The sequence below is a fragment of the Streptomyces hygroscopicus genome, from assembly GCF_026168105.1.
GTDB classification, from domain to species: Bacteria; Actinomycetota; Actinomycetes; order Streptomycetales; family Streptomycetaceae; genus Streptomyces; species Streptomyces hygroscopicus_D.
The window spans coordinates 165,062-188,441 of the sequence record NZ_LBMW01000002.1 but is presented as its reverse complement, the minus strand read 5'-3'; the positions used below and the strand labels follow the sequence as shown (position 1 = coordinate 188,441).

21 protein-coding genes and 1 pseudogene are annotated in these 23,380 nt (G+C 70.7%); 4 read left to right on the top strand and 18 right to left on the bottom strand.

Annotation, left to right across the window (positions count from 1 at the left end; genetic code table 11):
- Positions 1–72 precede the first annotated feature (72 nt).
- The 7 genes from AAW14_RS03210 to ruvC form a co-directional block, all read right to left on the bottom strand.
- Complete coding sequence (locus tag AAW14_RS03210; RefSeq protein ID WP_265559597.1) at positions 73–633, bottom strand: adenine phosphoribosyltransferase; 561 nt, start codon at positions 631–633, stop codon at positions 73–75.
- Complete coding sequence (secF, locus tag AAW14_RS03205; protein WP_265559594.1) at positions 630–1,745, bottom strand: protein translocase subunit SecF; 1,116 nt, start codon at positions 1,743–1,745, stop codon at positions 630–632. The genes AAW14_RS03210 and secF overlap by 4 nt, the downstream gene beginning before the upstream one ends.
- Before the next feature lies 1 nt (position 1,746).
- On the bottom strand, positions 1,747–3,561 hold the full coding sequence (secD, locus tag AAW14_RS03200) for a protein translocase subunit SecD (RefSeq protein WP_265559593.1): 1,815 nt from the start codon (positions 3,559–3,561) through the stop codon (positions 1,747–1,749).
- A gap of 147 nt (positions 3,562–3,708) precedes the next feature.
- On the bottom strand, positions 3,709–4,227 hold the full coding sequence (gene yajC / locus AAW14_RS03195; RefSeq protein WP_265559591.1) for a preprotein translocase subunit YajC: 519 nt from the start codon (positions 4,225–4,227) through the stop codon (positions 3,709–3,711).
- A 163-nt stretch (positions 4,228–4,390) separates the two neighbouring features.
- Positions 4,391–5,485 (bottom strand): Holliday junction branch migration DNA helicase RuvB, encoded by a 1,095-nt coding sequence (gene ruvB / locus AAW14_RS03190; RefSeq protein WP_265559589.1) that lies wholly within the window; start codon positions 5,483–5,485, stop codon positions 4,391–4,393.
- 104 nt (positions 5,486–5,589) lie between these two features.
- Positions 5,590–6,195: a Holliday junction branch migration protein RuvA gene (ruvA, locus tag AAW14_RS03185; protein WP_265559587.1), complete on the bottom strand. Its 606-nt coding sequence runs from the start codon at positions 6,193–6,195 to the stop codon at positions 5,590–5,592.
- Positions 6,192–6,722 carry a crossover junction endodeoxyribonuclease RuvC gene (ruvC, locus tag AAW14_RS03180; RefSeq protein ID WP_265559585.1) on the bottom strand — a complete coding sequence of 177 codons (531 nt, stop codon included), beginning with the start codon at positions 6,720–6,722 and terminating at the stop codon, positions 6,192–6,194. The genes ruvA and ruvC overlap by 4 nt, the downstream gene beginning before the upstream one ends.
- Positions 6,723–7,084: 362 nt before the next feature.
- Here ruvC and AAW14_RS03175 point away from each other — a divergent pair, with 362 nt between their 5' ends.
- Positions 7,085–7,387: a hypothetical protein gene (locus AAW14_RS03175; RefSeq protein WP_265559583.1), complete on the top strand. Its 303-nt coding sequence runs from the start codon at positions 7,085–7,087 to the stop codon at positions 7,385–7,387.
- A gap of 128 nt (positions 7,388–7,515) precedes the next feature.
- On the opposite strand, the gene AAW14_RS03170 is transcribed toward AAW14_RS03175, so the two are convergent.
- The 7 genes and pseudogenes from AAW14_RS03170 to pgsA all read right to left on the bottom strand — a co-directional run bounded on the left by AAW14_RS03170 (position 7,516) and on the right by pgsA (position 13,692).
- A complete protein-coding gene (locus AAW14_RS03170; protein WP_265559581.1) occupies positions 7,516–8,268 on the bottom strand; it encodes a YebC/PmpR family DNA-binding transcriptional regulator in 753 nt (250 codons plus the stop codon).
- 49 nt (positions 8,269–8,317) lie between these two features.
- The gene (pdxT, locus tag AAW14_RS03165) at positions 8,318–8,926 is read right to left on the bottom strand and encodes a pyridoxal 5'-phosphate synthase glutaminase subunit PdxT (protein WP_265559579.1); all 609 of its coding nucleotides are present in this window, start codon (positions 8,924–8,926) and stop codon (positions 8,318–8,320) included.
- A gap of 32 nt (positions 8,927–8,958) precedes the next feature.
- The gene (pdxS, locus tag AAW14_RS03160; RefSeq protein ID WP_265559578.1) at positions 8,959–9,870 is read right to left on the bottom strand and encodes a pyridoxal 5'-phosphate synthase lyase subunit PdxS; all 912 of its coding nucleotides are present in this window, start codon (positions 9,868–9,870) and stop codon (positions 8,959–8,961) included.
- A gap of 168 nt (positions 9,871–10,038) precedes the next feature.
- The gene (locus tag AAW14_RS03155; RefSeq protein ID WP_265559576.1) at positions 10,039–10,584 is read right to left on the bottom strand and encodes a hypothetical protein; all 546 of its coding nucleotides are present in this window, start codon (positions 10,582–10,584) and stop codon (positions 10,039–10,041) included.
- A 232-nt stretch (positions 10,585–10,816) separates the two neighbouring features.
- On the bottom strand, positions 10,817–11,977 hold the full coding sequence (locus tag AAW14_RS03150) for a glycosyltransferase family 4 protein (protein WP_265559574.1): 1,161 nt from the start codon (positions 11,975–11,977) through the stop codon (positions 10,817–10,819).
- Positions 11,974–12,897, bottom strand: a complete 924-nt coding sequence (locus AAW14_RS03145) for a phosphatidylinositol mannoside acyltransferase (RefSeq protein ID WP_265559572.1) — start codon at positions 12,895–12,897, stop codon at positions 11,974–11,976. The genes AAW14_RS03150 and AAW14_RS03145 overlap by 4 nt, the downstream gene beginning before the upstream one ends.
- 52 nt (positions 12,898–12,949) lie before the next feature.
- Positions 12,950–13,692: pseudogene (gene pgsA, locus AAW14_RS03140) on the bottom strand (phosphatidylinositol phosphate synthase).
- 249 nt (positions 13,693–13,941) lie between these two features.
- On the opposite strand from pgsA, the gene AAW14_RS03135 reads away from it, so the two are divergent.
- Together AAW14_RS03135 and AAW14_RS03130 are read left to right on the top strand one after the other, a co-directional pair.
- Complete coding sequence (locus tag AAW14_RS03135) at positions 13,942–16,140, top strand: elongation factor G-like protein EF-G2 (RefSeq protein ID WP_265559895.1); 2,199 nt, start codon at positions 13,942–13,944, stop codon at positions 16,138–16,140.
- Positions 16,141–16,322: 182 nt separating this feature from the next.
- The gene (locus tag AAW14_RS03130; RefSeq protein WP_265559568.1) at positions 16,323–17,993 is read left to right on the top strand and encodes a hypothetical protein; all 1,671 of its coding nucleotides are present in this window, start codon (positions 16,323–16,325) and stop codon (positions 17,991–17,993) included.
- An 88-nt stretch (positions 17,994–18,081) separates the two neighbouring features.
- On the opposite strand, the gene AAW14_RS03125 is transcribed toward AAW14_RS03130, so the two are convergent.
- The gene (locus tag AAW14_RS03125; protein WP_265559566.1) at positions 18,082–18,648 is read right to left on the bottom strand and encodes an HIT family protein; all 567 of its coding nucleotides are present in this window, start codon (positions 18,646–18,648) and stop codon (positions 18,082–18,084) included.
- Positions 18,649–18,715: 67 nt separating this feature from the next.
- Here AAW14_RS03125 and AAW14_RS03120 point away from each other — a divergent pair, with 67 nt between their 5' ends.
- Complete coding sequence (locus AAW14_RS03120) at positions 18,716–19,378, top strand: potassium channel family protein (protein WP_265559564.1); 663 nt, start codon at positions 18,716–18,718, stop codon at positions 19,376–19,378.
- A gap of 32 nt (positions 19,379–19,410) precedes the next feature.
- On the opposite strand, the gene thrS is transcribed toward AAW14_RS03120, so the two are convergent.
- From thrS to AAW14_RS03105, 3 genes are all read right to left on the bottom strand, one after another.
- Complete coding sequence (gene thrS / locus AAW14_RS03115; protein WP_265559561.1) at positions 19,411–21,387, bottom strand: threonine--tRNA ligase; 1,977 nt, start codon at positions 21,385–21,387, stop codon at positions 19,411–19,413.
- A gap of 100 nt (positions 21,388–21,487) precedes the next feature.
- The gene (locus AAW14_RS03110; RefSeq protein ID WP_265559559.1) at positions 21,488–22,717 is read right to left on the bottom strand and encodes a hypothetical protein; all 1,230 of its coding nucleotides are present in this window, start codon (positions 22,715–22,717) and stop codon (positions 21,488–21,490) included.
- On the bottom strand, positions 22,714–23,337 hold the full coding sequence (locus AAW14_RS03105; protein WP_265559557.1) for a DUF4365 domain-containing protein: 624 nt from the start codon (positions 23,335–23,337) through the stop codon (positions 22,714–22,716). Before AAW14_RS03105 ends, AAW14_RS03110 begins: the two co-directional genes overlap by 4 nt.
- Positions 23,338–23,380 lie beyond the last annotated feature (43 nt).

Genomic DNA, 23,380 nt, shown 5'->3' with positions numbered 1-23,380 from the left:
GATTCCTCCGGGCCCGCCTCGCGGCGTCCTACGGCCGTCCTTGTCCTTGCGCGGAGGTGTACCGCGCGGGTCTCACACCTGGAGCAGCGCCTCCAGCGGCGCACCGTCCAGGGCCGGCTCCAGCCGGGCGCGCCCGCCCAGGAAGCCCAGCTCCATGAGCACGGACACACCCGCGACCTCGGCGCCCGCCCGGCGGATGAGCTGGAGCGAGGCCTCGGCGGTGCCGCCGGTGGCGAGCACGTCGTCGATGACCATCACCCGGTCGGCGGGGGCCAGGTCCTCGGCGTGCACCTCGATCTCGGCGGAGCCGTACTCCAGGTCGTAGGCCTGCCTGAGCGTTGCTCCGGGGAGCTTGCCCGCCTTGCGCACGGGGACGAAGCCGACGCCCGCGCGGACGGCGACCGGGGCGCCGAGGATGAAGCCGCGGGCCTCCAGGCCGACGATCTTCGTCGCTCCGTGGCGCACGGTCAGCTCCGCCAGAGCGTCGGTCAACGCGGTGAACGCCGCCGGGTCCGCGAGCAGCGGGGTGATGTCCTTGAACATCACACCCGGCTCGGGGTGGTCGGGGACGTCACGGATGCGGCTGAGCAGAAGCTCCCTGATCTCGGTCGTCGGCGCCTCTATGTCCGTCATCGGCGCTTCCCGGAGGGTCGGCCCCGGCCCCGTCCGCGGGACGCGGGCTGGCTGCGCTGGCCGACGACCGCGGGCGCGGCATCCTCCGGATCACCGGCGCCCGATCCGTCGTCGGCGCGCGCCGCGACGAGCTCTTCCCCGGCGGCGGCCTGTGCCCGCTTGGCGAGGACGCGCTTCCTCAGGGCCTTCATCTGAGGCTCGCGCTCCTTGAGGTCGGCGACGAGCGGCGTGGCGATGAAGATCGAGGAGTACGCACCGGCCGCGAGGCCGACGAACAGCGACAGCGAGATGTCGTTGAGCATGCCGGCGCCGAGGACGCCGCCGCCGATGAACAGCAGGCCCGCCACCGGCAGCAGCGCGACCACCGTGGTGTTGATGGAACGCACCAGGGTGCTGTTGATCGAGCGGTTGGCCACATCGCTGTAGGTCCAGCGGGTCTGCTTGGTGAGGTCCTTCGTCTGCTCCTTGAGGCTGTCGAAGACGACGACCGTGTCGTAGAGCGAGTAACCGAGGATCGTCAGCAGACCGATCACGGTGCCGGGCGTGACCTCGAAGCCGACGAGCGCGTAGATACCGGTGGTGATGGTGATGTCGTGGACCAGGGCGACGAGCGCGGCCACGGCCATGCGCCACTCGAAGGCGATCGCCAGGTAGATCACGACCAGCACCATGAAGATCGCCAGGCCCTCCCAGGCCTTGTCGGCGATCTGCTGGCCCCAGCTGGGGCCGACCAGGTCGGCGTTGATCTTGTCGGAACCGACGTTCAGGTCCTTGGCCAGCGTGTCCTTGACCTGGTCGGACTTGCCGGTGTCGACCCCGGCGATCTGGATGCGCAGGCCGCCCGTGCCGAGCTTCTGCACCACGGCGGTGTGACCGGAGGCGTCCTGGGCGTAGGTCTCGGCCTGGGCCACCGAGACGCTTGTCTTCGGGGTGGTGAGGACCGCTCCGCCCTGGAACTCGATGCCCATGTTCAGGCCCCGCACCGCCAGGCCGAGGATGGCCGTGATGGTGATCAGGATGGAGATGCCGTACCAGATCTTGCGGTTGCCGACGAAGTCGTAACCGACCTCGCCACGGTGCAGTCGGGCGCCGATGTTGCCGAGCTTCGACATCTCACGCCTCCTTCGTCTCGACGGGGGCGGAGGGACGGCGGGTGCGCCGCAGCGGGGGCTTGGCACCCAGTCGCTTCGGATCGAGGCCCGACCACCTGTGACCGCTCGCGTAGAACTTCCGTCGGGCCAGGAGCGTCAGCAGCGGCTTGGTGAAGAGGAACACCACCACCACGTCGAGCAGGGTGGTCAGACCGAGCGTGAACGCGAAGCCCTGGACCTTGCCGACGGTGACGATGAAGAGCACCGCGGCGGCGAGGAAGGACACGAAGTCGGAGACCAGGATGGTGCGCCGGGCGCGGGGCCAGGCCCGCTCGACGGCGGGGCGCAGGGAGCGGCCTTCCCGGATCTCGTCGCGGACACGTTCGAAGTAGACGATGAACGAGTCCGCCGTGATACCGATCGCGACGATGGCACCGCACACTGCGGGCAGGTTCAACGCGAAGTGGATCGTCGGGCCGAGCAACGCCATGATCACGTAGGTGAGGCTCGCGGAGACCATGAGGGACGCGACGGCGATCACGGACAGGCCGCGGTAGTAGACGACCAGGTAGATCACGACCAGGGCCAGGCCGATGGCGCCGGCGACCAGACCGGCCTGCAGCTGCTCACCGCCGAGCGCGGCGGTCACCGTGGTGACGCTCGACTCCTTGAACGTGAGCGGCAGCGCACCGTACGACAGCATGTTGGCGAGGCTCTGGGCGTCCTGCTGGCTGAAGCTGCCGGAGATCTCCGCGTTGCCGCCGGTGATGGGCGTCTGGACGTACGGGTGGGAGACGACCTCGTCGTCGAGGACGATCGCGAACTCGTTCTGCGGGGTCGTCTTCCGGGCCAGCTGGCTGGTGATGTCGGCGAACTTCTTGGTGCCGCTGGAGTTGAAGGTCATCTGGACCTGCCAGCCGGCGGCGCTCTGGGTGTCGTAGGCGGCCTGGGCCTTGTTGACCTCCGTGCCGTCGACCGCGACCGGGCCGAGCAGGAACTTGGTCCACACCTTGCCGTCCTTGCCACAGGCGACGGTGGGCTCGCCGGGCTTGGCGCCCTTGCCGGCCGTGGCGCGCTGCTCGGGCTTGCTGCAGTCGAGCGCGGCGTACTGGGCCTGGAGCTTGCCTGCGGCGTCGGCGGGGGCACCGCTTGCGGACGGCGAGGCGCCGCCGGGAGCCTTCGCCGAGGGCTTGGCGGAGGTCTTGGCCGATGCGGAGCCGGCCGCCGACGGAGAGGGGGAGCCGGCCTTCAGCGCGTCGGTGACGGCACGGCCCTGTGACGTGGCCGACGCCGTCGGGCTGGCCGATCCGGACGTCGCCTTCTGCTTGCCGTTCGCCTTGGCGGAGCTCGACGGGCTCGGCGAGGCGCCGCTGCCCGCGCCGGAGCCGGTGCTCGGGCTGGCGCTCGGGGTGGTCGAGGCGCCGGTACCGGAGACGTCCCGCTGGATGACCGGGCGGAAGTAGAGCTTGGCGGTGGTGCCGACCTGTGCCCGGGCCTCCTTGGAGTTCGTGCCCCGGGGGATGTTGACGATGATGTTGCGATCGCCCTGGGTCTGCACCTCCGTCTCGGAAACGCCCAGACCGTTGACACGGCGGTTCATGATCTCGACCGCGGTGTCCATGTTGGTCTTGTTGATCGCGTTGGGCTGACCGGGCTCGTTGACCGCCGTCAGTGTGATGCTCGTGCCACCGGCGAGGTCGATGCCGAGACGCGGAGTGGTATGCCCGGAGGCGAACATTCCCCCGGTGAGCGCCGCGATGGCGATCAGGATGAGGGCCAGCGAGCGCCCCGGCCTGCTCTGGGCGCCCGCGCTCCGGCCCTTCTTAGGTGCTGCCACCTTCTCGTACTCCCTCTCGGGCCGCCCGGCGCCGGACGGGCGCGCGGACGGCCATGACATGGTGTCGGGATTCCGTGCGCGAAACGCACGTCCCGGGAGGCAGGTGACGCGGGTGGTCGTGATCCGCGCCGCACTCCCGGGGCGTGACTACTTCGCGTCGGACCCGCCGTCGGTCTTCTTCGGCTCTGCTTCCTCGGCCTTCGCGTCGGCCTCGTCGGCCTCGTCGGCCTTCGCGTCGACCACGTCGTCCGCGTCCTTCTTGCCGAGGTCGATCGCCTTGCCTTCGGAGGCGTCGGAAGAGGCGTCGGCGGCGAGCTCGTCACTCTCGGTGAGCGAGGAGGCGTCGTCCGGCACGACGGTGCCGTCACCCTTCAGGTCGTGCTCGATGCCGTGGACGATGCGGTTGTACTCGTCGTCGGAGAGGACGGCGCCGATCGCGTTCTTGGCGAAGAGCAGCTCCACGCCCGGGCCCGCGTCAAGGAGGACCGTGTCCTCGTGGACCTCCTTGACCGTTGCGTACATGCCCCCGATCGTGCGGACGCCGCTGCCGGGCTGCATCTCGTTGCGCATGTGAGCGGCCTGCTGCTGCTTCTTCTTCGCAGAGCGGGTCATCAGGAACATGGCCGCGATGAGCACGATGAACGGGAGAAGGGTCAAGGTATTCACGGGACGGAGTTTCCTTCGCACGACCGCTGGATCTGCGGCCTGGTGGATGGGGGTGGTGGGCACCGCCCGCAAGGGCGGCATCGGCGGAGTCTAAGCGAGTCCGCGCACATGGAACAACGCTCAGCATGGCACCCGAGTTCCTGCTGAGGCGAGTACCGCGCCGTCAGGCCCCGAACAGGTCCTGTTGTCCGTTCCCCCCGGTCGCCCCGCGCGGTGCGGTCAGACCGAGGTGCGCCCAGGCGGCAGGGGTGGCCACACGCCCGCGCGGAGTCCGGGCGAGCAGACCTTCCCTGACCAGGAACGGCTCGGCGACCTCCTCCACGGTCTCACGCTCCTCCCCCACCGCGACCGCGAGAGTGGACAGCCCGACGGGCCCGCCGCCGAACAGCTTGAGCAGGGCCTGAAGGACGGCCCGGTCCAGGCGGTCGAGGCCGCGGGCGTCGACCTCGTAGACACTGAGCGCGGCCGCGGCGATCTCCCGGGTGATGACGCCGTCCGCCTTGACCTGCGCATAGTCCCGGACGCGGCGCAGCAGACGGTTGGCGATACGGGGCGTGCCGCGGGACCGTCCGGCGATCTCGGCGGCGCCTTCGGGGTCGATCTCCACGTCGAGGAGGTGCGCCGACCGGTGGATGACGCGCTCCAGCTCGGCGGGCTCGTAGAACTCCATGTGCGCGGTGAAGCCGAAGCGGTCGCGCAGCGGGGGCGGCAGCAGGCCCGCGCGCGTGGTGGCTCCCACCAGGGTGAACGGCGGCAGCTCGAGCGGGATGGCGGTGGCACCGGGGCCCTTGCCGACGATCACATCGACCCGGAAGTCCTCCATGGCCATGTAGAGCATCTCCTCGGCGGGCCGGGACATGCGGTGGATCTCGTCGAGGAACAGGACCTCTCCCTCCTGGAGGGAGGAGAGGATCGCGGCGAGGTCGCCGGCGTGCTGGATGGCGGGTCCGCTGGTGATACGGATGGGGGCGCCCATCTCGGCCGCGATGATCATCGAAAGTGTCGTCTTGCCCAGACCGGGGGCGCCGGACAGGAGGACATGGTCGGCGGTGGCACCCCGTGCGCGGGCCGCTCGCAGGACGAGGTCGAGCTGCTCGCGGACCCTCTCCTGGCCGATGAACTCGTCCAGGTCCTTGGGGCGCAGGGCAGCCTCGACGGCCTGGTCCTCACCGTCGGCGGCGGAGCCCACCAGCCGCTCCGCCTCGGGGCCGACGAACCGCTCGGGGGCGGGGGTGTCGGTCGTGTCGTCCCAGTTCATTGCGTGTGCCTCGGGGTCGCGGTCGGGTGGAATCGTACGGGCGTGGGATGCCCTTGCCGGGCTGCGTCAGGCCGTGGCGGTCGCAGGGTCGGGGCCGCCCTCGCTCAGCGCGCCCTGTTCAGGGTCTGCAGGGCCGCCTTGAGCAGGACGCCCACCTGGGGCGTGCCCCCGGTGGCCTCGGCCTGCGGGGCGACGGCGGTGACGGCGTCGTCCGCCTCGCGGGTGGCGTACCCGAGGCCGATCAGCGCGGCGTGCAACTGGTCGCGCCAGCCGGAGGTGACCGGTGCGCCGACCGTGGGCGAGCCGATCGGCTCGCCCAGACGGTCCTTCAGCTCCAGCAGCAGCTTCTGGGCGCCCTTCTTGCCGATACCGGGGACGGCCACGAGCGCCTTCTCGTCACCGGTCGCCACGGCACGGCGCAGGGCGTCGGGGCTGTGGACGGCCAGCATCGACTGGGCCAGGCGGGGGCCGACGCCGCTCGCGGTCTGCAACAGCTCGAAGACCTGGCGCTCGTCGTCGTCCGCGAAGCCGTACAGCGTCAGCGAGTCCTCCCGCACCACCAGGGACGTGGCGAGCTTGGCCTGCTGTCCGATCCGGAGTCCGGAGAGGGTGTTCGGCGCGCACTGGACGGCGATGCCGACGCCGCCCACCTCGACCACCGCGGAGTCGGGGGCGAGGGCGGCGACCGGGCCGCTGACGAAGGCGATCATGCGGTACGGCCTTTCGATGCATGCAGGGCGACGGCCTGCTGGAGTCGGTTCTGGGCGGGCGCGCGCCAGATGTGGCAGATGGCGAGGGCGAGGGCGTCGGCGGCGTCGGCGGGCCTGGGCGGGGCGTCCAGCCGCAGCAGCCGGGTGACCATGGCGCCGACCTGAGCCTTGTCCGCCCGTCCGCTGCCGGTGACCGCGGCCTTGACCTCGCTGGGGGTGTGCAGGGCGACGGGGATGCCGCGGCGGGCGGCGCAGAGCATGGCGATGGCGCTGGCCTGGGCCGTGCCCATCACCGTACGCACGTTGTGCTGGCTGAACACACGCTCCACGGCGACGACGTCGGGCCGGTGCTCGTCCAGCCACTGCTCGATGCCCTGTTCGATGGCGACGAGGCGGTGGCCCAGGTCCGCGTCGACGGGGGTGCGGACGACACCGACACCGCGCATCGTCAACTGCCGCCCCGGGACGCCCTCGACGACTGCGACGCCGCATCGGGTCAGTCCGGGATCCACACCGAGTACACGCACCTCGCTCCTTCGCCTCCCCGCCTCTGTCCGTGGCCTGTCCGTCCTGCTGCGTCAGGCTATCCGCCGCCACCGACAACGCGTCGCCCCCCCGTCCCCGGAAGGGCTCCGGAGCACCGGCCGAAGGACCGACGTGCACGCCGCCCGGCTCCCTCATGATCCTTAAAGGAGAAGTAAAGGATCATGCTGGAGTGGCCCACTTTGCCCGACAAGTCATCAGAAAGCAGGTCGGCAACGGCCATTCATCGTTGCTTCACATCCTTGATCACTTATAACTTCCGGTGCGGCGCGAACAGAGGACCACTGTGCGCGCTCAAGCGAACTGACGTTCGCATCGACCACATCGGACAAGAATCGGGGAATCCATGCGCTCCATAGCCAAGGCTGCTGTGACCGCGTCCGTTCTGCTGGCCGGCATGGCCATCGCGACTCCTGCGCAGGCCGCGGCCGACTCCAAGCACACCGGCCACAGCGGGTGCTTCAACTGGTCGTGGGCCGACGGCATTTCGACCACGACCGTCTACTTCCACAACACCTGCAACACCACGTCGACCATCAACATCTGGTGGAAGGACGGCCAGTTCGAGGACATGCGCGCGGCCACCGTCCCCGCCGACGGCAAGGGTCACCTGAAGCACACCGGCACGGTGAAGAGCATCGACGGCTGATCGAACACCGCGCGTCGGCCGCCCCTCGAGGCGCCGGTAACGCATAGCGATGGCCCGCCGAAGAGACTTCGGCGGGCCATTCGCATGTCCGGCGGCCGGCGCCGGACCAGGTGTCCGGCGCTCGGCGCTCAGGCCTCGACCTTCTCCATGACTTCGTCGCTCACATCGAAGTTGGCGAAGACGTTCTGCACGTCGTCGCTGTCCTCGAGCGCGTCGATCAGCTTGAAGATCTTCTTGGCGCCCTCCTCGTCCAGCTCGACCTGGACGGACGGCACGAAGTTGGCCTCCGCGGAGTCGTAGTCGATCCCGGTCTCCTGGAGGGCGGTGCGGACCGCGACCAGGTCGGTGGCCTCGCTGATCACCTCGAAGGACTCGCCGAGGTCGTTGACCTCCTCGGCGCCCGCATCGAGCACGGCACCCAGGACGTCGTCCTCGGTCAGCCCGCCCTTGGGCACGATCACGACGCCCTTGCGGCTGAACATGTACGAGACGGAGCCCGGGTCGGCCATGGAGCCGCCGTTGCGCGTCATGGCGACGCGGACGTCGGAGGCGGCGCGGTTGCGGTTGTCGGTGAGGCACTCGATGAGCACCGCGACACCGTTCGGTCCGTAGCCCTCGTACATGATCGTCTCGTAGTCGGCGCCGCCGGCCTCGAGGCCCGCACCACGCTTGATCGCCGAGTCGATGTTCTTGTTCGGAACCGACTGCTTCTTCGCCTTCTGCACGGCGTCGTACAGCGTCGGGTTACCGTCCACGTCGGCGCCGCCCATGCGGGCCGCGACCTCGACGTTCTTGATCAGCTTCGCGAAGAGCTTGCCGCGCTTGGCGTCGATCACGGCCTTCTTGTGCTTCGTCGTGGCCCATTTAGAGTGGCCGGACATCTGCCTGTCTCCTTCGCGTAACCCATCTCTGCAACGAACGCCAGAGATCCTACAAGGACTCCGCCGTCCGTTCGGCGCGCACCATGTCGACGAACAGGGCGTGCACACGGTGGTCTCCGGTCAGTTCCGGGTGGAACGACGTGGCCAGCGCGTTGCCCTGGCGTACGGCGACGATGTGACCGTCGTACTCGGCGAGCACCTCGGCCTCGGCCCCGACGGACTCCACCCAGGGGGCGCGGATGAAGACGCCCTCTACAGGATCGCCCTCGACTCCGCTGACGTCGACCGCCGCCTCGAAGGACTCGTTCTGACGTCCGAAGGCGTTGCGGCGCACGATCATGTCGATCCCGCCGATGGTCTCCTGGCCCGAGCGCGGGTCGAGGATCTTGTCGGCGAGCATGATCATGCCCGCGCAGGTGCCGTAGACGGGCATGCCGCCGCGCACGCGCGCGCGGAGGGGTTCCATCACTCCGAACAGGACGGCCAGCTTGGAGATGGTGGTGGACTCGCCGCCGGGGATGACGAGGCCGTCGACCTCGGCGAGCTCTTCGGGGCGCCGCACCGGCCTGGCCACGGCGTCGGCCGCGGCCAGGGCGATGAGGTGCTCCCGTACGTCGCCCTGGAGGGCCAGGACGCCTATGACGGGTGCGTCAGTCATGTAAGTGATGTCCTCGAGCGGTGACCGGTGACTTACCAGCCGCGGTTGGCGTAGCGCTGGGCCTCGGGGAGGGTGTCGCAGTTGATGCCGACCATGGCCTCGCCGAGGTTGCGGGACGCGTCCGCGATGATCTTGGGGTCGTCGTAGAAGGTGGTGGCCTTCACGATGGCGGCGGCGCGCTTGGCCGGGTCCCCGGACTTGAAGATGCCGGAGCCGACGAAGACGCCCTCGGCGCCGAGCTGGCGCATCAGAGCCGCGTCGGCCGGGGTGGCGACGCCACCGGCGGAGAACAGCACGACCGGGAGCTTGCCCAGCTCGGCGACCTCCTTGACCAGCTCGTAGGGGGCGCGCAGCTCCTTGGCGGCGGCGTACAGCTCGTGGTTGTCGAGGCCGCGCAGACGGGCGATGTCGCCCTTGATCTGGCGCAGGTGACGGACCGCCTCGACGACGTTGCCGGTGCCGGCCTCGCCCTTGGAGCGGATCATGGCGGCACCCTCGGCGATGCGGCGCAGGGCCTCGCCGAGGTTGGTCGCGCCGCAGACGAACGGCGTGGTGAAGGCCCACTTGTCGGAGTGGTTGACCTCGTCGGCCGGGGTGAGGACCTCGGACTCGTCGATGTAGTCGACGCCGAGGGACTGCAGGACCTGGGCCTCGACGAAGTGACCGATGCGGGACTTGGCCATGACCGGGATCGAGACGGCGTTGATGATGCCCTCGACCATGTCCGGGTCGGACATCCGAGCAACCCCGCCGTCCTTGCGGATGTCGGCCGGGACCCGCTCCAGAGCCATGACGGCAACGGCGCCCGCGTCCTCGGCGATCTTCGCCTGCTCCGGCGTGACGACGTCCATGATCACGCCGCCCTTGAGCTGCTCGGCCATGCCGCGCTTGACGCGGGCGGTGCCGGTCTCGGGGGTCTGGGGGGTGGAGAGCGTGCTGGACACGGGTTCGACCTCACTCTGGAAAAGAGGGAATTCTGCTCGACCGAGGAAACGGGAGGGGACCAGGCCACAGCAAGGGCCAATGAGGAGGCGGTGGATCGTTTTGCGGACCACCGGGGGTACGTGCCGGGGTCGCGCCGGGACGTCACCCGCGCCGGCCCGGACCCGCTCTCACACCGTCGAACGGTCCGTCAGCGCCGGCGGCGGCTCGTCGTCCATCTCGAAGGCCATCGGGAACGGGGCGTGGCCGGCGAGGCGGAACCAGCGCACCTTACGGTGACGCCGCAGCGCCCGGACCGCCCGCACGGCGTCGTTGTGGAACCGCCGCGCCATCGGCACCCTCCGCACCGCCTCGGTCAGCTCCCGGGCCGCCGCTTCCCCGCCCGGTGCCTCCCGGACCGCCTCCACCTGCTGCGCCTCGCCGAAGACGGCCCGCAGCGCCTGGCTCAGCTCGCTCTCGGCGACCTCACGCTGCTCCTCCTCCGCCTGCCGGGCCGCATGGGCGGCCTCGTAGAGGACGATCGACGCGGCCGGGTCGAGCACGCCGGCGGTCGCCAGCTCCTGGGCGACCGAGGCGCGGCGCAACAACTGCGCGTCGAGTGCGGCGCGCGCCGCGTCGATGCGGGAGTGCAGCCGGTCGAGGCGCCCCGCGGTCCAGCTCAGGTAGAGGCCGATCACCACGAGGGCGACGAGGATCCAGATGAGGGTTGCGGTCACGGGCGGCAAGGCTACCTGTCCGCGCTCCCCTCACCTGGAGCTTCGGGACGCCGCGGCTGGAGCTTCGGGGCGCCGCGGCGGCCGCCGGACCGTGGCGTCCAGCCGGGCCCGGCGGCCAACTGCTGCCGGCAGTCGGCCCCAGCCCCGCCCACCAGGCCGCGCCCCCGATCACGGCACTCCGACCCGCCCGGCCCCGTGGTCGGCCGTACCGGCGCGCGGTGGTCGGAACGGGTCAGTCCCGGGCCAGGCCGAGGCGGGCGCGCAGGCCCGTCCGTTCGTCCGCGGCCACCGCCGCCGTCCCGTCCGTCACCGTCTCGTAGACCGACAGGATGTCCGCCCCGACCGTCGACCAGTCGAAGCGCCGTACGTGGGTGCTGCCGCGCTCCCGCAGTTGTGCGCGCCGCTCGGGGTCCCCCAGCAGCCGCACCGCCGCATCGGCGAGTGCGTCGGCGTCCTCGTTGGCGAACAGCTCGCCGGCCGCCCCCCGGTCGAGGACCTGGGCGAAGGCGTCCAGGTCGGAGGCGAGCACGGGGGCGCCCGCGGACATGGCCTCCACCAGAATGATCCCGAAGCTCTCGCCCCCGGTGTTGGGAGCCACGTACAGATCCACGCTGCGCAGGAAGCGGGCCTTGTCCTCGTCGCTGATCATCCCGAGGAACTCCACGCGCGAGCGCAGCCGAGAGGGGAGCGTCTCCACCGCCTCCTTCTCGTCGCCCCGGCCGGCCACCAGCAGCCTGGTCTCCGGGCGGGCGGCCAGGATCTTCGGCAGGGCCTTCATGAGGACCGGAAGGCCCTTGCGCGGTTCGTCGATGCGCCCCATGAAGCCGATCGTGTTCCCCTGCCACTCGGCCTTGGGCTCGGCCTTCGCGAAGAAGTCGACGTCCACGCCGTTCGGGATCACCACCGCGTCGCCGCCGAGGTGTTCGACCAGGGTGCGCCGCGCGTACTCGCTCACCGCGATGCGCGCGCTGATCTTCTCGAGGGCGGCCTGGAGGATGGCGTACGCGGCGACCATCGCCCGGGAGCGCGGGTTCGACGTGTGGAAGGTCGCCACGATCGGGCCCTGCGCCGCCCAGCAGGCCAGCAGGCCCAGCGACGGCGAGGTCGGCTCGTGGATGTGGATCACGTCGAACTCGCCGTCGTGCAGCCACCGCCGGACCCGCGCGGCACTGAGGAAGCCGAAGTTCAGGCGGGCCACCGAGCCGTTGTACGGCACCGGGACCGCGCGGCCCGCCGAGACGACGTACGGCGGCAGGGGTGTGTCGTCGTCCGCGGGGGCCAGGACGGAGACCTCGTGCCCGAGCCGGATGAAGTACTCGGCGAGATCCCGGATGTGGAACTGGACGCCGCCCGGAACGTCCCAGGAGTACGGGCAGACGATGCCGATCCTCACGGCGTGCCCTTCCGCGGGTCCTTGCCGGGGTCGAGGTCGGCGAGCCACAAGCGCTGCAGCATGTGCCAGTCCTCCGGATGCTCGGCGATCCCCGTGGCGAAGGCGTCGGCCACCGCCTGGGTCATCACGGACGCCTTCTCGGCCCGGCTGCCTTCCTCCGGCACCCCGATCGGAGGGTGAACGCGCCCCTGCATGACGGGCGAGTCGTCGTACCAGAGCGTCACCGGCAGCAGCAGCGCGCCGGTCTGCTGGGCGAGCAGCGCGGGCCCCGCGGGCATCCGGGCCGTCTCACCGAAGAAGGTGACCTCGATGCCGGAGTCGGACAGGTCACGGTCGGCGACCAGGCAGACCAGCCCCCCGTCGCGCAGCCGCCGGGCCAGGGTGCCGAACGCGGAGCCGCCGCTGTGCGGCAGCACCTCCATGCCGAGGCCCTCACGGTAGGCGACGAACCGGTCGTACAGCGTCTCGGGCTTGAGCCGCTCGGCGACCGTCGTGAACGGCGTCTCCAGTTTGGTGGTGACCCAGGCGCCCGCCAGATCCCAATTGGCCAGGTGCGGCAGCGCAAGGACGACGCCCCTGCCGGAAGCCAGTCCGTCGGTGAGGTGGTGCAGATCCTTGGGTTCGAAACCGCCCTTGACGCGCTCCTCGCTCCACGCCGGGAGCCGGAAGGACTCCATCCAGTAGCGCAGGTACGAGCGCATGCCCGCCCGGCTGAGTTCGGCGAGCCGCTCGGGACTCGCGTCGGGCACCACGCGCGCGTAGTTGCTCTCGAGCCGTCGCACGCCCGCGCCTCGCTGCTTCCAGACAAGGTCGGCGATGGACCGGCCCAGCGCGGTGGCCACAGGTTCGGGCAGCTTCTTGACCGTGCTCCAGCCGAGGCCGTAGAGCCCGTCCGTCAACCGCTCCTGGAGGCTGGTCATGAGGCCGCCTCTCCGTCCTGCTCTCGGTCCTGCTCTCGGTCCCGCCCGTCGTTCACGTGGCCGCCTCGCTCCCGTGCGAGGCATTCTCGCTCTTCTCGTCGGCCGCGGCGGCGTCCGCCTCGGCGGCTTCCCGGCGCACCGTGACCACCCGCTGGATCAGCGTGACCAGGCTGCCGACGGCGACGATCCACAGCGCGATCGGCAACAGGACCTGGATGCCGGGCACACCGAACCTGTGCAGGCCCGCGAGACCGGCCGCGACCAGCGAGATCACCAGGCGTTCGGCGCGCTCCACGAGCCCGTTGACCGCGACGGGCAGGCCGATCGACTCGCCCCGGGCCTTGGTGTACGACACGACCTGGCCGCTGGCCAGGCAGAAGATCGAGACCGCGCACAGGACGTCGTCGTGGCCCTTGCCCGCGTACCAGAGGGCGAACCCTCCGAAGATGGCACCGTCGGCGACCCGGTCGAGCGTGGAGTCCAGGAAGGCTCCCCAGCGGCTGGAGCGGCCGAGCTGGCGGGCCATGTTGCCGTCGACGAGGTCCGAGAAGACGAACAGGGTGATGACGACCGTTCCCCAGAAGAACTCGCCCCGGGGGTAGAAGACCAACGCGCCCGCGACCACTCCGGCGGTACCGAGGAGCGTGACCGCGTCGGGGCTGACGCCCCTCCGGATCAGAAACGCGGCGAACGGTGTGAGGACACGCGTGAAGAATGCACGCGCGTACTTGTTCAGCATGGCCTTCCCGACGGTCGGTGCGCCGCGCGGCCCCTGCTGGCCACCGGCTGGCCCATCGTAGCCACGCGCGCGGGTGCGCGACGGCCGGGCACCCGCACCCCGTGTCACGTCCTGACGGCGGGGGCCACGGCGCGATCGCGGGCCGACGCGGCACGCACGGGTGGCGGGATCGCGTCCTTCGTATGGACGCACCGTGACGCGAGTGCGAAGCTCGAAGACACCGCGGGCGCCATCGGAGCCGCCACCGCACGCGGGTCCGCATGTCCCCGCCCACAGTGACCTCACCGTGCACGGGAGGCAAGGCCATGGGCGACAAGGCGAATACACACACCGGAGCCGCCGGCAGGGCAACGGCGGCCGACCGCCCCGCGTCCGTACGGAATGTGGTGCTGGTCGGCCACAGCGGATCGGGAAAGACGACTCTGGTGGAGGCTCTCGCGCTGACGGCGGGAGCGGTGAACCGGGCGGGCCGTGTGGAGGACGGCGGCACCATCTCCGACTACGACGAGATCGAGCACCGGCAGCAGCGCTCGGTGCAGCTCTCCCTGGTCCCCGTCGATTGGGACGGGATCAAGATCAACTTGCTGGACACTCCTGGATACGCCGACTTCGTCGGGGAACTCAGGGCCGGTCTGCGCGCCGCGGACGCGGCCCTTTTCGTCGTCTCCGCCTCGGACGGGGTGGACGGCTCGACCCGCATGGTCTGGGAGGAGTGCGCGGCGGTCGGTATGCCGCGCGCCATCGTGATCACGCACCTGGAGGCCGCAAGGGCCGACTTCGAGGAGATGACCCGGGTCTGTGCGGAGGCGTTCGGGGCGGACGACCCCGATGCCGTACTGCCGCTGTACCTGCCGCTGCACGGCCCACAGGGGCCGGACGGGCACGCGCCCGTGACCGGGCTGACCGGCCTGCTGTCGCAGAAGCTGTTCGACTACTCGACCGGCGAGCGCAAGGAGTCCGAGCCGGGGCCCGACCAGCTGCCGCTGATGGAGGAGGCCCGCAACCGGCTCATCGAGGGGATCATCGCGGAGAGCGAGGACGAGACCCTCATGGACCGCTATCTGGGCGGCGAGGAGATCGACTTCGGCACGCTGGTGCAGGACCTGGAGCGGGCCGTCGCCCGCGGCAGGTTCTTCCCGGTCCTGGCCGCCGCGCCCGCCTCCGACGGCGCCCGGCAGGGCCTCGGCACGGTCGAGCTGCTCGAGCTGGTCACGGGCGGCTTCCCGACTCCGCTGGAGCGGGAGGCACCGACGGTCACCACACCGGACGGCAAGCCGCGCGACCTCAAGCTCTGCGACCCGGACGGGCCACTCGCGGCGGAGGTCGTGAAGACGTCGTCCGACCCGTACGTGGGGCGTGTCTCGCTGGTCCGCGTGTTCTCGGGCACTCTGCGCCCCGACGAGACGGTCCATGTGTCCGGGCACGGGCTCGCCGACCGCGGCCACGAGGACCACGACGTCGACGAGCGCATCGGCGCCCTGTCCGCGCCGTTCGGCAAACAGCAGCGTCCCCTCACCCATTGCATCGCCGGCGATCTGGCATGCGTGGCGAAGCTGAACCGGGCCGAGACCGGCGACACCCTGTCGGCCAAGGACGACCCGCTGCTGCTGGAACCCTGGGAGATGCCCGACCCGCTGCTGCCGCTCGCCATCCAGGCGCACAGCAAGGCGGACGAGGACAAGCTCAGCCAGGGGCTGGCACGGCTGGTCGCCGAGGATCCGACCATGCGGCTCGAACAGAACCAGGACACCCACCAGGTGGTGCTGTGGTGTCTGGGCGAGGCCCACGCGGACGTCGTCCTCGAGCGGCTGCGCAGCCGGTACGGCGTCCAGGTCGATGTGGTCCCGCACAAGGTCTCCCTGCGGGAGACTTTCGCGGGCAGGTCTGCCGGGCGCGGCCGCCATGTGAAGCAGTCCGGCGGCCACGGGCAGTACGCGATCTGCGAGATCGAGGTCGAACCGCTGTCCGGCGGCTCCGGCATCGAGTTCGTGGACAAGGTGGTCGGCGGGGCCGTGCCCCGGCAGTTCATCCCGTCCGTCGAGAAGGGCGTCCGGGCCCAGGCCGCCAAGGGCGTGGCCGCCGGCCACCCCCTCGTCGACATCCGCATCACGCTCCTCGACGGCAAGGCGCACTCCGTGGACTCCTCCGACGCCGCCTTCCAGACGGCGGGCGCGCTGGCCCTGCGCGAGGCTGCGGCCGATGCCACGATCCACCTCCTGGAACCGGTCGCCGAGGTGACGGTGCTGGTCGGCGACGAGTACGTCGGCGCCGTGATGAGCGACCTGTCCGGGCGGCGCGGCCGGGTGCTGGGCACCGAGCAGACGAGCGGCGGCCGCACCCTCGTACGGGCCGAGGTGCCGGAGATCGAGATCGGCCGGTACGCGGTCGACCTGCGCTCCCTCTCGCACGGCACCGCGCGCTTCAGCCGCTCCTACGCCCGGCACGAGCCGATGCCACCGCAGCTCGCCGTGAAGGTCCGCGAACAGGAGCGTGAGGCCTCGTAGTTGGACCTGTGTTCCCTTTCCCTCCCGTCGGTGGACGGCTTCCGGCCGTCCACCGACGAATGCCGGCGCCTGCGGATACGCTGATGACCTGATCAAGTTGAGACGCGACCAGCACGATGACCTGTTCAACAGGTGTGCGGGGCAAGGAAGTCGGGAAGGCCGCAGGAGCGGGTTCGGCGGCGATGGGGGCGGCAGTGACGGACGGATTCGATTTCAGCCCCGGGGCCCAGGTGCCCCTGTCGGGCTCCGCGGGCCAGACGGCGGCGACCTTCGCGCTGGCCTCGGCGGCCTACCGCGACGCGAAGGTCGAGACGATCCTCGACGCCGACAACGAATGGCACCAGTCGGCCGTCACCCCCGGCCGCTCCTGGGCGAGGATCTTCCGGCCCAACCTCGGGGAGGCCTTCTCGCTGGCGGTGCGGGACCGGATGCTGGGAGCCGGCCGCAAGCCGCTCATCCAGTCCTTCGGCACCGAGCCGCAGGTGGTCGTGGAGCACTGCCTGGCCGCGCACCGCATCCGCCGGGAGCGCGACAACTGGCTGTCGGCGGTGACGGTGCTGTGCGGGGTGCTCTTCCTTCCGGGGCTCCTGGTGTGGCTGCTGGTCTTCACGATCCGGGCCACCATCACCCGGCGGGACGCCAAGCGCGGTTCCGCTCTCGGCACCACGCTGCTGGCCGCGGTGGGCGTCCTCGCGGTGATCTTCCTGATCCGCATTCCGTTCGGCGGCTTCTGGGCGTGGTACGCACGCGCGGCGGTCGTGCTGCCGGTCGTCGGCTGGTTCTGGGCGAAGCAGATCTGCGAGCGTACGGCGCGCGACCTGCGGGAGCGCTGGGACAGCCTGCTCTCCGGCGGCGGACTCGGCGCGAAGATCCCGGAGGCGGTGCCCGGCAGCCCCGGGGAGAGCGCCGCCGAACTGCTGCGCCAGGCGCTGGTCCGGCTGAGCGCCGAGCAGCAGTCCAACTCCGTCTTCTACGCCGGGCCCAAGGGCATCCTCGGCATGGGCACGCGCTGGGGCAGCTGGCAGCTCGCCGAGGACCTGGTGCCGCGCGATCCGGACAAGGAGATCCATCCCTTCCGCAGCTGGGACGTGATCAGGGCCATCCACGACCAGCTGCGCATGCTGGAGCGGGGGCCGCTGAACACCGGAGGTTTCACCACCCCGTCGATCCGGCACTGGGTCGTCAACCCGATCGGGGAGAACGCGAAGGAGGTGTCCCGTCCCGAGGGCACGGACGTGGACGCGTACCAGATCAAGACCCACGCCATCCAGGACATCTGCAACAAGCAGCAGTTCGGCAGCGGTGAGCGGCACTACCTGGGGGTCCAGTGGACGCTCTGGGACGGCCAGCTGATCATCACCATGCTGATCACGGTGACGGTCCTGCACGAGACGCTGCGCATCGAGGTCACCGGGCATGCCCTGGGCCCCGTGAACGCGCTGTTCACAACCAAGCCGGCGGCGCCGACCAAGACCGTGCAGAAGCAGGTCAAATTCTGGGAGACCCGAGAGGTGAAGCTCCCGCTGGTCGACACGGACGAGGTGGTGCGGCTCGCCGTGCGCGCCCCGCTCACCTGGTATCCGCCGCTGCTGAACTGGCTCGGCGGCTCGCTGACGCTGCCCGAGCCGTTCGGTCTGCGCCACGCCTGGGCGGACCAGCCGTGGCGGCACCGGTTCATGGCGGACGACGCGCTGCGCGCGGCCACGCCCGTGCTGCGGGTGGTGCACGCGGCGGCGATCCGGGTGCTGGAGGAGAACGGCGTGGACACGGAGAAGTTCGGCACGCGGTCGTCGTTCCTCAGCACGCAGGTGCAGGACGTGTCGCCGCGGAAGGCCGACGTCTACGACGCCTAGTCCCTTGGGCGGTGAGCCGGGTCCGCCCCGCCGGACGGGGCCGCCCGTCCCCGGGGGCCGCCGTCCCGGGAGGCACGCCTGCCCGAGGCTAGCCGGACGTCGTCGGCCAGGCCTCCGCCAGCATCTTCCTGGTGTCGGCCAGCAGTTGCGGCAGGACCCTCGTATGGCCGATCACCGGCATGAAGTTGGTGTCGCCGCCCCAGCGCGGGACGACGTGCTGGTGCAGATGGGCGGCGATGCCCGCGCCGGCGACCGTCCCCTGGTTCATGCCGATGTTGAAGCCGTGCGCCCCGGAGGCCGTGCGCAGAGCGGTCATCGCCTGCTTGGTGAGCTCGGCGAGTTCCGCGGTCTCCGGCTCGGTCAGATCCGTGTAGTCGGCGACGTGGCGGTAGGGCACGACCATCAGATGGCCGCCGTTGTACGGGTACAGGTTGAGAACCACGTACACCTGCTCACCGCGCCTGACGATCAGCCCGTCCTCGTCGGACTTGGCCGGGATCGAGCAGAACGGGCAGCCGTCGCCGGCCCCGGGGCCGGTCGGCTTGTTCTCGCCCTGGATGTACGCCATCCGGTGAGGCGTCCACAGACGCTGGAACGCGTCCTGGGTCCCCACTCCGATCTGCTGTTCCGGCTCACTCGTCATGCAGTGCAGCATATGGCTTCGCTCGTTCGCGGCGTGTCGGCGGGGCTCGGGCAAAACGGTCGCGGGCCAAGCTGGGCCGATGGACGACGACAGCCGTACGGCCCGCTGGGAGCGGCGGGCGGGGATCCCGCTCGGCGCGGCCTCCCTGCTCTTCCTCGGCTCGTACGCGGCACGGGTCCTGGGCGAGGGGCTGCCCGGTCCGGTTCGCGACATGTGCCTGGCGGTGACGTACGGAACCTGGGCGCTGTTCATCGTCGACTACTCGGTGCGCTGGCATCTGAGCGGTGAAGGTGTGCGCTTCGTCCAGCGGCACTGGCTGGACTCACTGGTCGTGCTGCTGCCTCTGCTGCGGCCGGTGCGCATCGCACGGGTCTACGACGCCCTCCAGGAGCACCGCCGGGGGACGCCCCGGCTCTCCCTGCAGGCGCGGGTGATGCTCTACGCGGGTCTGTCGGCCGTGCTGCTCGGCTTCTCCGCCGCGCTCGCGGTGTACGAGTACGAGCACACCGACCCGGACGCGACGATCCGCACGTTCGGTGACGCGCTGTGGTGGGCGGCCTCCACCCTGGCGACGGTGGGCTACGGCGATGTCGTGCCGGTGACGCTGCCGGGTCGGCTGGTCGCGGTGGTGCTGATGGGCTGCGGCCTCGGTCTGCTGGGCGCGGTGACGGGGTCCTTCTCGTCGTGGCTGATGCAGCGGTTCACGGTGCGGGACGACGGCGGAGGGCCCCCGGGGAGGTGAACTCCCGGGGGCCCTCCGGCACGCACGACGGGTCAGACCTGCGCCCGCTCCTCGACCACCTTCGCGATCTTCGCGATGGCCTCGTCGAACGGGATGCCGTTCTCCTGCGAGCCGTCCCGGTAGCGGAACGACACCGATCCGTTGGACATGTCCTCGTCGCCCGCGATGACCATGAAGGGCACCTTCTGCTTCTGGGCGTTGCGGATCTTCTTCTGCATCCGGTCGGAGGAGGAGTCCACCTCGACGCGCAGCCCCTTCTTCCGGGCCGCCGCGGCGAACTTCTCCAGGTACTCCACGTGCGCGTCGCCGATCGGGATGCCGATCGCCTGCACCGGCGCCAGCCACGCCGGGAACGCGCCCGCGTAGTGCTCCAGGAGCACCGCGAAGAACCGCTCGATCGAGCCGAAGAGGGCACGGTGGATCATGACCGGACGCTGCTTGGATCCGTCCGGACCCGTGTACTCGAGGTCGAAGCGCTCCGGCAGGTTGAAGTCCAGCTGCACCGTGGACATCTGCCAGGTGCGGCCGATCGCGTCCTTCGCCTGCACCGAGATCTTCGGGCCGTAGAAGGCCGCGCCGCCCGGGTCGGGGACGAGCGGCAGGCCCTGCTTCTCGGCCACCTGGCGCAGGGTCTCGGTGGCTTCCTCCCAGACCTCGTCGGAGCCGACGAACTTCTCCGGGTCCTTGGTGGACAGCTCCAGGTAGAAGTCCGTGAGGCCGTAGTCGCGCAGCAGGTTCAGCACGAAGGTGAGCGTGCGGTCGAGCTCGTCGGCCATCTGCTCGCGCGTGCAGTAGATGTGCGCGTCGTCCTGGGTGAAGCCGCGGGCACGGGTCAGTCCGTGCACGACGCCCGACTTCTCGTACCGGTACACGGTCCCGAACTCGAAAAGGCGCAGCGGCAGTTCACGGTACGAGCGGCCACGCGCGTCGAAGATCAGGTTGTGCATCGGGCAGTTCATGGGCTTGAGGTAGTAGTCCACGCCCTCGTCGAGCTGCATGGGCGGGTACATGCCGTCGGCGTACCAGTCCAGGTGGCCCGAGGTCTCGAAGAGCTTCCCCTTGGTGGCGTGCGGGCTGTAGACGAACTCGTAGCCCTCCTCCTCGTGGCGGCGCCGCGAGTAGTCCTCCATCACCCGGCGGACGATGCCGCCCTTGGGGTGGAAGACGGCGAGACCGGAGCCGATCTGTTCCGGGATCGAGAACAGGTCCAGCTCGGCGCCCAGCTTGCGGTGGTCGCGCTTCTCGGCCTCGGCGAGGAAGTCGAGGTGCGCCTTCAGCTCGTCCTTGGACGGCCAGGCGGTGCCGTAGATGCGCTGGAGCATCGGGTTCTTCTCGCTGCCGCGCCAGTACGCGGCGGCGTTGCGCATCAGCTTGAACGCCGGGATGTTGCGGGTGGAGGGCAGGTGGGGACCGCGGCAGAGGTCCTTCCAGCACAGCTCGCCGGTCTTCGCATCGAGGTTGTCGTAGATGGTCAGCTCGCCCGCGCCGACCTCGACGTCCGCGCCGTCCTCGCTGGACGCCGAGCCCTTGAGGCCGATCAGCTCCAGCTTGTACGGCTCGTCCGACAGTTCCTCACGGGCGGCCTCGTCGGTGACCACACGGCGCGAGAAGCGCTGGCCGCGCTTCTGGATCTCCTGCATCTTCTTCTCGACGGCCTTGAGGTCCTCGGGCGTGAACGGCTTCTCGACGTCGAAGTCGTAGTAGAAGCCGTCCCGGACCGGCGGGCCGATGCCCAGCTTGGCCTCGGGGAAGAGCTCCTGCACGGCCTGGGCCATCACATGCGCGGTGGAGTGGCGCAGGATGTTCAGGCCGTCCTCGGAGGAGATCTCGACGCCCTCGACGGTCTCGCCGTCCTTCACCTCGTACGCGAGGTCCTTCAGCTCACCGCCCACGCGCGCGGCGACGATCGAGCGCTCGCCGGCGAAGAGGTCGGCGGCCGTTGTGCCCGTCGTCACCACGCGCTCTTCCCGCTCGGAATCGCGTTGGATGATCACACGGACGTCTGACACCGGTCTCTCCTGACTGCTGATGGATGCGGCGCCATACCTGGAGCGCGCGCATGACTGGGATCGTACCGACCCGCAGCCCCCCGCCGCGAAACGGTAACCGTCACTCCCCTCCGCAGGCCTCCTCGAAGAACGCCGTGATCTCCGCGGTCTCCTGGAGCGACTTCATGAGCCGGTCCCGCTCGGCCTCGTCGACCTGCACCGGCGCCACCCCGGACGCGGCCACGAGCCGCCGGAACCCGCCCCGGCTCTCCAGCCGTCCGTGCACCCGCACCGGGAGCCCGACCAGATGCGCGTGGCCCGCGATCCGGTACGACTCCTCGTCCAGCGTCATCCGTACGTGAGGGACCTCGGCCCCGGCGATGACCCGCAGCCGCACGGTGCCCTCGCCGCGCGGCCCGGACCTGCGCAGACGGACGACGGCCCCGGTGATCCGCACCGGTACGGACGGCTCCGCGCGCAGATAGCGGGCCCCGGCCTCGCGCAGCACGGGCAGGTCGCCCGGTGAGAACTCGACCGGCTCGGACTGTGTCGCACAGCCCTCGGGCACAGCGGCCCCGGGCGCCCATTCGACGGCGATCCGGGCGCCCTCCGAGCCTCGCACCAGGGCGACCAGCGCCTCGGTCAGCTCGTGGCTCACGCCCGCCTCGACGGCCGCGTCGAAGGCATCCATACCGCCGGTGGCCCGCTGGTAGTCGACGGCCTCCCGGGCCGCATACAGCGCCTGGTGCAGTCGCACGGCGAGCGGCCGGCCCGTGGAGACGGGCAGGAAGGCAGTGAGCCTCCGGCCGCCGGGGGCCGCCCCGACCAGGACGTTCTCCAGGGACGCTGCGGCGGGCCCCCGGTGCCGGGCCCCGTAGTAGCCGGCACGGGCGCGGGTGGCGAGCGCCCCCGCCAGCAGCATCTGGCGTGCGGCGGTGCGCAGCTGGTCCTCGACGGCCCAGGAGGCTGCGTCGACGGGGCCCGTGGGCACGTCCCGCCACCAGCGGATCTCGTCGCTGGGCACGGCGAGTGCGACCAGCACGTCGTGGGCGGAGGGCGAGCCGCTGCGGGACAGTGCCATGAGGGCCTCACCGAGCAGGTCCTCACTGTCGGGGAAGGCCCGGCTCTCCGGCACCAGCAGGCTCGTCCCGCTGCCGCCGGGGCCCGGCGAGGTCCACCGGCCGTAGCGTCCGGGGGCGCCGCCGCGGCGCTGCCAGCCGTGGCGGTGCAGAAGGGCGCTGAGTACGGCCGGGTCGACCTGGGCGGGGTCGGGCGGCTGATTCCAGAGCGGCGGCTCCACCGGGTGCGGCCGGACGATGCGGGCGGGCTCGTCGAGGGGACGGTGTGTCATGGTCTGCCTCCCGTTCCGACCCGGGTCATGATCTCGCAGAGCGCACGGTCGTCGAAGATGCGCGCGGTCGGGATGCGCACGGTGGTGCGGTGCCGGCCCGTGATCGGATGTCCGGCGAGGTTGATCCAGTAGCAGCAGTGCCGCAGGTCGAGGCGATCGTGACCGGCCCGCAGCCACTGCTCCTGGGAGCGGGGGACGATCATCACGACGAGGATCTTGTGCACCGAGACCGGGGTGCGGGCGAGCTTCGCCAGGTGCTCGTTGTCGAGCGTGAAGGAGAAGGAGCGGCCCAATCGGGGAGGCGGGGGCGCAGCACCCTCCGTCGAGGGGTGTGACGGGGGAAGGGAGGGCACGTTGGGCGCGATCTGGTACGTGCACTTCAGCTGCACCTTGATGGTGACCTCGTCGTCGACGGTGTGGCCGGGTGCGCTGTGGCTGACGTGCCAGTCGATGCCGTTGTCCGGAAAGGGCTGTGACAGCGAACAGCCGGCCGCCGCGGCGACCGCGTGCAGATAGCCCACCTGCAGGGTCTCCATGCAGGCGGTGGTGGCGAGTGTGCCGCGCTGGGGCGCCGTCCGCTCCGGAAGCAGCCCGCCCCGCTCGGGCTGCGCTATCGCCATGGCCAACAGCCTTCCCACCGGATGTATCCCCGCGACGGGCCCC

What these genes read in the sequence shown, in the direction of transcription:
- AAW14_RS03210 (WP_265559597.1), bottom strand. Translation starts at nt 633, where the DNA reads ATGACGGACATAGAGGCGCCGACGACCGAGATCAGGGAGCTTCTGCTC.
- secF (WP_265559594.1), bottom strand. Translation starts at nt 1,745, where the DNA reads ATGTCGAAGCTCGGCAACATCGGCGCCCGACTGCACCGTGGCGAGGTC.
- ruvB (WP_265559589.1), bottom strand. Translation starts at nt 5,485, where the DNA reads ATGAACTGGGACGACACGACCGACACCCCCGCCCCCGAGCGGTTCGTC.
- ruvA (WP_265559587.1), bottom strand. Translation starts at nt 6,195, where the DNA reads ATGATCGCCTTCGTCAGCGGCCCGGTCGCCGCCCTCGCCCCCGACTCC.
- AAW14_RS03175 (WP_265559583.1), top strand. Translation starts at nt 7,085, where the DNA reads ATGCGCTCCATAGCCAAGGCTGCTGTGACCGCGTCCGTTCTGCTGGCC.
- AAW14_RS03170 (WP_265559581.1), bottom strand. Translation starts at nt 8,268, where the DNA reads ATGTCCGGCCACTCTAAATGGGCCACGACGAAGCACAAGAAGGCCGTG.
- pdxT (WP_265559579.1), bottom strand. Translation starts at nt 8,926, where the DNA reads ATGACTGACGCACCCGTCATAGGCGTCCTGGCCCTCCAGGGCGACGTA.
- AAW14_RS03145 (WP_265559572.1), bottom strand. Translation starts at nt 12,897, where the DNA reads ATGACCAGCCTCCAGGAGCGGTTGACGGACGGGCTCTACGGCCTCGGC.
- AAW14_RS03135 (WP_265559895.1), top strand. Translation starts at nt 13,942, where the DNA reads ATGGGCGACAAGGCGAATACACACACCGGAGCCGCCGGCAGGGCAACG.
- AAW14_RS03130 (WP_265559568.1), top strand. Translation starts at nt 16,323, where the DNA reads ATGGGGGCGGCAGTGACGGACGGATTCGATTTCAGCCCCGGGGCCCAG.
- AAW14_RS03125 (WP_265559566.1), bottom strand. Translation starts at nt 18,648, where the DNA reads ATGCTGCACTGCATGACGAGTGAGCCGGAACAGCAGATCGGAGTGGGG.
- AAW14_RS03120 (WP_265559564.1), top strand. Translation starts at nt 18,716, where the DNA reads ATGGACGACGACAGCCGTACGGCCCGCTGGGAGCGGCGGGCGGGGATC.
- AAW14_RS03110 (WP_265559559.1), bottom strand. Translation starts at nt 22,717, where the DNA reads ATGACACACCGTCCCCTCGACGAGCCCGCCCGCATCGTCCGGCCGCAC.
- AAW14_RS03105 (WP_265559557.1), bottom strand. Translation starts at nt 23,337, where the DNA reads ATGGCGATAGCGCAGCCCGAGCGGGGCGGGCTGCTTCCGGAGCGGACG.